The 7,500-nt window shown below is 67.4% G+C and carries 7 protein-coding genes; 5 read left to right on the forward strand and 2 right to left on the reverse strand.

The genetic code is table 11. From position 1 onward, the window contains the following. The 5 genes from ACK6AU_RS30760 to ACK6AU_RS30780 form a co-directional block, all read left to right on the forward strand. A partial coding sequence (locus tag ACK6AU_RS30760) for a SulP family inorganic anion transporter (protein WP_409303442.1) occupies nucleotides 1–1,397 on the forward strand: 1,397 nt, incomplete at its 5' end. 207 nt (nucleotides 1,398–1,604) lie between these two features. Next, nucleotides 1,605–2,954: a gluconate:H+ symporter gene (locus ACK6AU_RS30765; RefSeq protein WP_409303444.1), complete on the forward strand. Its 1,350-nt coding sequence runs from the start codon at nucleotides 1,605–1,607 to the stop codon at nucleotides 2,952–2,954. Further along, nucleotides 2,955–3,815: a MurR/RpiR family transcriptional regulator gene (locus ACK6AU_RS30770; RefSeq protein WP_409303446.1), complete on the forward strand. Its 861-nt coding sequence runs from the start codon at nucleotides 2,955–2,957 to the stop codon at nucleotides 3,813–3,815. It begins immediately after the preceding gene. A 1-nt stretch (nucleotide 3,816) separates the two neighbouring features. After that, complete coding sequence (locus ACK6AU_RS30775) at nucleotides 3,817–5,283, forward strand: N-acyl-D-amino-acid deacylase family protein (protein ID WP_409303448.1); 1,467 nt, start codon at nucleotides 3,817–3,819, stop codon at nucleotides 5,281–5,283. A gap of 117 nt (nucleotides 5,284–5,400) precedes the next feature. After that, on the forward strand, nucleotides 5,401–5,769 hold the full coding sequence (locus ACK6AU_RS30780; protein WP_185697679.1) for a glyoxalase superfamily protein: 369 nt from the start codon (nucleotides 5,401–5,403) through the stop codon (nucleotides 5,767–5,769). A 5-nt stretch (nucleotides 5,770–5,774) separates the two neighbouring features. Here the strand turns inward: ACK6AU_RS30780 and ACK6AU_RS30785 are convergent, their stop codons facing one another. Together ACK6AU_RS30785 and ACK6AU_RS30790 are read right to left on the reverse strand one after the other, a co-directional pair. After that, on the reverse strand, nucleotides 5,775–6,797 hold the full coding sequence (locus tag ACK6AU_RS30785) for an AraC family transcriptional regulator (RefSeq protein WP_185697680.1): 1,023 nt from the start codon (nucleotides 6,795–6,797) through the stop codon (nucleotides 5,775–5,777). 281 nt (nucleotides 6,798–7,078) lie between these two features. Then, on the reverse strand, nucleotides 7,079–7,500 hold a 422-nt coding region (locus tag ACK6AU_RS30790), incomplete at its 5' end, for a methyl-accepting chemotaxis protein (RefSeq protein WP_409303450.1).

The raw sequence follows: 7,500 nt of genomic DNA on the forward strand, positions 1-7,500 counted from the left end.
CCTTCGCCCTGCTGCCCGAATGCATCGCCTTCGCCCTGGTCGCCCACCTCAACCCGTTGATGGGCCTGTATGGCGCCTTTTTCATCTGCACCCTGACCGCGCTGTTCGGCGGCCGTCCGGGCATGATTTCCGGCGCGGCCGGCTCCATGGCGGTGGTGATCGTCGCCCTGGTGGTGCAGCACGGCGTGCAGTACCTGCTGGCCACGGTGCTGCTGGGCGGGCTGGTGATGGTCGCCTTCGGCCTGTTGCGCCTGGGCAAGCTGGTGCGCATGGTGCCGCACCCGGTGATGCTGGGCTTCGTCAACGGCCTGGCGATCGTTATCGCCCTGGCCCAGCTGGAGCATTTCAAAAGCGGCGAGCACTGGCTCAGCGGCCGGCCGCTGTACCTGATGGCCGGCCTGGTGGCGCTGACCATGGCCATCGTCTACCTGCTGCCGCGCCTGACCCGGGCGGTGCCGCCGGCGCTGGTGGCGATCCTCGGCGTGGGTCTGCTGGTGTACCTGCTGGGGCTGCCGACCCGCACCCTGGGGGACATGGCCCACATCGCCGGCGGCTTGCCGGTGCTGGCGCTGCCGGCCGTGCCCTGGACCCTGGAAACCCTGCGCATCGTCGCCCCCTATGCCTTCCTGATGGCCATGGTCGGCCTGCTGGAAACCCTGCTGACCCTGAACCTCACCGACGAGATCACCGAGACTCGCGGCTACACCAACCGCGAGTGCGTGGCCCTGGGCGCGGCGAACATGGTCTCCGGCGCCTTCGGCGGCATGGGCGGCTGCGCGATGATCGGCCAGACCGTGATCAACCTCAGTTCCGGCGGCCGTGGGCGCTTGTCCGGGGTCGTGGCCGGGGGGCTGATCCTGCTGTTCATACTGTTCTTGTCGCCGCTGATCGAGCGCATTCCCCTGGCGGCGCTGGTGGGCGTGATGTTCGTGGTGTCGCAGCAGACCTTCGCCTGGGCTTCCTTGCGGGTGGTCAACAAGGTACCGCTCAACGACGTGCTGGTGATCCTCGCGGTGACCGTGATCACGGTGTTCACCGACCTGGCCATGGCGGTGTTTTGCGGCATCGTCATTGCCGCCCTCAACTTCGCCTGGCAGCAGGCCCGCGAGCTGTACGCCGACAGCCACCTCGAGGCCGATGGCAGCAAGCTCTACCACCTGCACGGCACCTTGTTCTTCGCTTCCACCACGCCGTTCCTCAACCAGTTCGACCCGGCCAACGACCCCGCGCGGGTGACCCTCGACTGCCGGCACCTGAGCTTCGTCGACTATTCGGCCATCGCCGCGCTCATGACCCTGCGCGAGCGCTATGCCAAGGCCGGCAAGCAGTTGCGGGTGCTGCACCTGTCCGAGCGCTGCAAGAAGCTGCTCAAGCGCGCCCGGGTCCAGCACGACTGATGGCCTACGGGCGAGCCGTCGTGCTCGCCCGTCCCGCGCATGAAAATACCCGGTGCCGATTTTCATCACCGGGGCTTTTGCATAGCCCTGCACGACAAAGCCTGCCTCTTTACGAAAATCAGTTTCATACGGTTTGAAATTCACTGCCTAAAGTGATTAAAAACTTTCATAACCATTCGAAACGACGCTGTTTTCAAGGAGGTATCCGTGGCTCCTGTATCGGCTTACGGACTGCTGGGTTACGCCGCAGTCGCCATCATCGCGTTGATCGTCCTGATCGCGCGCTACCGGCTCAATCCCTTTATCGTCATTACCCTGGTCTCGGTGGGCCTGGCGCTGGTGGCCGGCATGCCGGCCTCCGGGGTGGTGGCGGCCTACGAGGCCGGGGTCGGCAAGACCCTGGGGCATATCGCCCTGGTGGTGGCCCTGGGCACCATGCTCGGCAAGCTGATGGCCGAATCCGGCGGGGCCGAGCAGGTGGCGCGCACCCTGGTGGCCCGTTTCGGCGAGCGCAACGCCCACTGGGCCATGGTCTGCATCGCTTTCCTGGTGGGGTTGCCGCTGTTCTTCGAGGTGGGTTTCGTGCTGCTGGTGCCGATCGCCTTCACCGTGGCGCGGCGGGTCGGGGGATCGCTGCTGATGGTCGGCTTGCCGATGGTCGCCGGGTTGTCGGTGGTGCATGCCCTGGTGCCGCCGCACCCGGGGGCGATGTTGGCGGTGCAGGCCTACCAGGCGCCGGTGGGGCAGACCTTGCTGTACGCGATCCTGATCGGCGTGCCCACGGCGATCGTCGCCGGCCCGCTGTATGCGCGGCTGATCGTGCCGCACATCCAGTTGCCGGCGCACAACCCGCTGGAGCAGCAGTTCATCAACCGTGAACCGCGCGTGCGGCTGCCAAGCTTTCGCCTGACCCTGGGCACCATCCTGCTGCCGGTGGTGCTGATGCTGCTGGGCGGTTGGGCCAACTTGATCGCCGCGCCGGGCACCGGGCTCAACCAGTTCCTGTCGTTCATCGGCAACTCGGTGATCGCCCTGCTGATCGCCACCCTGGTGAGCTTCTGGACCCTGGGCCTGGCCCAGGGCCTGAACCGCGAGTCGATCCTCAGGTTCACCAACGAATGCCTGGCGCCGACCGCCGGCATCACCCTCCTGGTGGGCGCCGGTGGCGGCCTGAACCGCATCCTCATCGACTCCGGGGTGACCGAGCAGGTGACCGGCCTGGCCCACCAGTTCCAGCTGTCGCCGTTGTGGATGGGCTGGCTGTTCGCGGTGCTGATGCGGGTCGCCACCGGTTCGGCCACGGTGGCCCTGACCACCGCCTCGGGGGTGGTGGCGCCGGTGGCGGTCGGCCTGGGTTATCCCCACCCGGAACTGCTGGTGATCGCCACCGGCGCCGGCTCGGTGATCCTCTCCCACGTCAACGACGGCGGCTTCTGGCTGGTCAAGGAATACTTCAATATGAGCGTCATCCAGACCTTCAAGACCTGGACCGTGCTGGAGACCCTGATCTCGCTGATCGCCTTCGGCCTGACCCTGGTTCTCGCGGAGTTTCTCTAGATGGACATCCTTTACCAGATCCGCTCGCGCCTGGACGATCTGAGCACCGGGGAAGCGCGGATCGCCCGGCTGATGCTCGATGACGTGGGCTTCGCCGCCTCCGCCAGCCTCGAGGAGCTGGCGCGGCGGGCCGAGGTCAGCGCCGCGACCCTGTCGCGCTTCGCCCGCAGCGTCGGCTGCCGGGACTTGCGCCAGCTGCGCCTGCAACTGGCCCAGGCCAGCGGCGTGGGCAGCCGCTTCCTCGATCCGGGGGCGAGCACCGAGGCGTCCGGTTTCTACCGGCAGATCGTCGGCGATATCGAGTCGACGCTGCACCGCCACCTGGCGGGTTTCGAGGAGGCGCAGTTCGCCGATGCGGTGCGCCTGCTGGGGCGCGCGCGGATGATCCACGCCTTCGGCACCGGCGGCTGTTCGACCCTGTGCAGCGCCGAGCTGCAGGTGCGCCTGGTGCGCCTGGGCTACTGCATCGCCGCCTGCCATGACCCGGTGATGATGCGGGTGACCGCCGCTTCCCTGGGGTCGCAACACGCAGTGATCGCCTGCTCCCTCAGCGGCCTCACCCCGGAACTGCTGGACGCGGTGACCCTGGCCCGCAGCTACGGCGCCGGCGTGCTCGCCATCACCTTGCCCGACTCGCCCCTGGCCGGGCTGGCGGACGTGCTGTTGCCATTGCACAGCGCCGAGACTCCGTTCATCTACAAACCCACCGCCGCCCGCTACGGCATGCTGCTGGCCATCGACGTGTTGGCCACGGAGCTGGCCCTGGCCATGCCCGACGACAATCAAGAGCGCCTGCGCAGGATCAAGCTGGCCCTGGACCATTACCGTGGCGGCGCCGACAGCCTGCCCCTGGGAGACTGACATGCGCTACGACACCCTGATCCGCAATGCCCTGGTCATCGACGGCAGCGACCGTCCTGGCTATCGCGCCGACCTGGCGATCCTCGACGGGCGTATCCAGCGCATCGGCGAGCTGGCCGGCGCGGTCGCCGAGGTCGATATCGATGCCGCCGGCCGCGTGCTGGCCCCGGGCTTCATCGATGTGCACACCCATGACGACACGGTGGTGATCCGCCAGCCGCAGATGCTGCCCAAGCTCAGCCAGGGGGTGACCACGGTGGTGGTCGGCAACTGCGGCATCAGCGCCGCGCCGGTGACCCTCAAGGGCGATCCGCCGGACCCGATGAACCTGCTGGGGCCGCGCGAGATGTTCGTCTACCCGCGTTTCGCCGACTACCGCGCGGCGGTGGATGCGGCCCGCCCGGCGGTGAATGTCGCGGCCCTGGTGGGGCACACCGCCCTGCGCAGCAACCACCTGGCGGACCTGTACCGCACGGCCACCGCCAGCGAGATCGCGGCGATGCGCGGGCAATTGCGCGACAGCCTGGAGCAGGGCGCCCTGGGCCTGTCCACCGGGCTGGCCTACGCCAGCGCCTTCTGCGCCGAGACCGATGAGGTGCGGCAGCTGGCCGAGGAGTTGACGGCCTTCGGCGCGCTGTATGCCACGCATCTGCGCAGCGAGTTCGAGCCGGTGCTGGAGGCCATGGACGAAGCCTTCCTGATCGGCCGTTCGGCCAGGGCATCGGTGATCATCTCCCACCTCAAGTGCGCCGGCGCCGGCAACTGGGGGCGCAGCCCGCAACTGCTGGCGGCCCTGGAACAGGCGGCGCAGGAGCATCCGGTGGGCTGCGACTGCTATCCCTATGCCGCCAGCTCCTCGACCCTGGACCTCAAGCAGGTCACCGAGGCCTATCGCATCACCATCACCTGGTCCACGCCACATCCCGAGCAGGGCGGACGCGACCTTTCGCAGATCGCCGCCGACTGGGGCCTGGACCTGCAGGCCGCCGCCAAGCGCCTGCAACCGGCGGGGGCGGTGTACTACGGCATGGACGAAAGCGACGTGCGGCGCATCCTCGCCCACCCGCTGACGATGGTCGGCTCCGATGGCCTGCCGGAAGACCCGTTCCCCCATCCGCGGTTGTGGGGCGCCTTTCCCCGGGTGCTGGGCCACTTCAGTCGCGACCTGGGGTTGTTCCCGCTGCACACTGCGGTGCACAAGATGACCGGCCTGTCGGCGGCGCGCTTCGGCCTGCGCCAGCGCGGCGAGATCCGCGAAGGCTATTGGGCCGACCTGGTGCTGTTCGATCCCGAGCGGGTCCGGGACGTGGCCGACTTCCAAGAACCACGGCGCCCGGCCCAGGGGATCGACGGGGTCTGGGTCAATGGCGTGAGCAGTTATGCCGCCGGCCAGGCCAGCGAGCAGCGCCATGGGCGCTTCCTGCCCCGGGAGGGCGATTTGCGCCAGGGCTTCGGGACGCCAGGCTGATTTGTTGATCGCCGTCACAGTGGTGGCGCATTGATATTAAAGAAAGCTCGCGTGGCGCCGAAGTGCTGGCAATCGGGGTCGCTCTCAGCGACCTGTTTCCAGTCAGGGAGTCACCTAATGAGCTTTGGCAAAACCACCCCCGTCCTGCGCATCTTCGATGAAGCCGAGGCCCGGGCGTTTTACCTGGACTTCCTCGGCTTCCACCTCGATTGGCAGCACCGCTGCACCCACGACCTGCCGCTGTACATGCAGGTCTCCCGGGGCGAGTGCGTGCTGCATCTGTCCGAGCACCAGGGCGACGGCAGCCCTGGGGCCGCGCTGCGCATCCATACCGACGAACTGGAAGACTTCCAGCAGCAGCTGCTGGCCAGGCAACTGCCGTTCACCGATCCGCGTATCCAGGCCATGCCCTGGGGCAGCCTGGACATGACCATCGACGATCCGTTCGGCAACCGCCTGGTGTTCACCCGCACCATCAGCGCCTGAGGGGCTCAGCCCTGGCCCTGGGCGGCCTGGCGAAACTGGCCGGGAGTCAGGCCGGTGCGATTCTTGAAGCTGCGATGGAACGAGCGGGGCTCGGTGAAGCCCAGGCGATCGGCGATGGCCTGGATCGACAGCTCGCTGTGCAGCAGGTGGTGCTCGGCCAGTTCCTGGCGCAGGTCGTCGAGGATCTGCTGGTAGGAGGTGCCGGCCTTGAGCAACTGGCGCTGCAGGGTGCTGACCGACACTTGCAGTTGATCGGCCACCTGTTCCTTGCGCGGCAGGCCATCCTTGAGCAGTTGGCGCAGGACGTTCTGCACTTGCAGCGCCACCGGCGCATCGACCAGCGAGGCCATCATCGCCTGGGCATGGTCTTCCAGGGTCTTGAGCAGCCGCGCATCGGCCTGGCGCAGGGGCAGTTGCAGGTAGTGCAGCGGTGCCACCAAAGCCGAGCACGGTTGCTGGAACAGCACCGGACAGCCGAATAGCGCCTCGTATGGCTCGACCTGGGCTGGCTCCGGCAGCGGGTGCTCGAACCACACGGCGCGAGGCGACAATTGCGAATCGGCGATCCAGCGGGCATACAGCAACCAGGAAGCGAGCACGTTTTCCACCAGATGCCGGCGGATGTCCGGGCGCTGGTGGCGGCAGCTCCAGATCAGGCGTACTTCGTCGCCTAGCACCTCGGCGCGGCTGGTACCCATGTCCCCCACCAGTTTCTCGAACGGCATGATGCGGCCCATGGCCTCGCCCAGGGTCGCGCAGTTCATGGTGATGTAGCCCAGCACGTTCCAGGAGCTGGGCTTGACGAAGCGGGCCGAGTTGAGCCCGAACAGCGGGTCGCCCGAGTGCAGGCAGAAGTAGTCCAGCAGGCGCTCGTGGACCTCCACCGGCAGGCGCAGGCTGGTGTCGTTCAACTGCGTCGCCTGCAAACCCGCGGCCGCCAGCGCCGGTTCCGTGGCGATGCCCAATTGCTCGGCATACAGCAGGTACTTGAGCAGGGGCGGGACCGAGGTAAAGCCGAGGCTGGGCATGTTTGGGTTCCTGGCAACGAATCCTTCGGACAGCAGGATGGAGACCGGGAAAGGTAAGGGCAAACCGCGCGCGCTGTAAATGCCTGTCCACCCTGCCTCTTGTAGCCGCTGGGCCCCGAAGGGGACGCCGCTCTTGAGGGCCCAGGAAGGCCCTGCGGGCCTTGCGGCAGCGGCTACAGAAGTCGAGCATCCAGGCGTGGCGCACCTTGCGTGCGCCGGGTATCTGGTGTCCTGCACATGACCGCCAGCCTTGTTCAAAGGCGGCGGCCATGGGGTACAAGTCAGACGCGGAAGTGGCTGACCATCATTTGCAGTTGGCCGCCCAGGCGGGCCAGCTCGACGCTGGAGGCAGCGGTTTCCTCGCTGGCGGCGGCGGTCTGTTCCGACACATCGCGCACGTTGATGATGCTGCGGCTGATCTCCTCGGCCACGGCGCTCTGTTCTTCGGCCGCGGCGGCGATCTGCTGGTTCATCGACTGGATGTTGGACACCGTGCGGGTGATGTTCTCCAGGGAGGCACCGGCCTTGCGCGTCAGGTCGACACTGCTGTCGGTCAGCACGCGGCTGTTGTGCATCACGGTCGCCACTTGCTGGGTGCCGTTCTGCAGGCCGGCCACCAGCTCCTCGATTTCTTCGGTGGACTTCTGGGTACGCTGGGCCAGGGCCCGGACCTCGTCGGCCACCACCGCGAAACCACGACCAG

The sequence above is a fragment of the Pseudomonas sp. KCJK8993 genome, from assembly GCF_046230915.1.
Taxonomy (GTDB): Bacteria; Pseudomonadota; Gammaproteobacteria; order Pseudomonadales; family Pseudomonadaceae; genus Aquipseudomonas; species Aquipseudomonas piscis.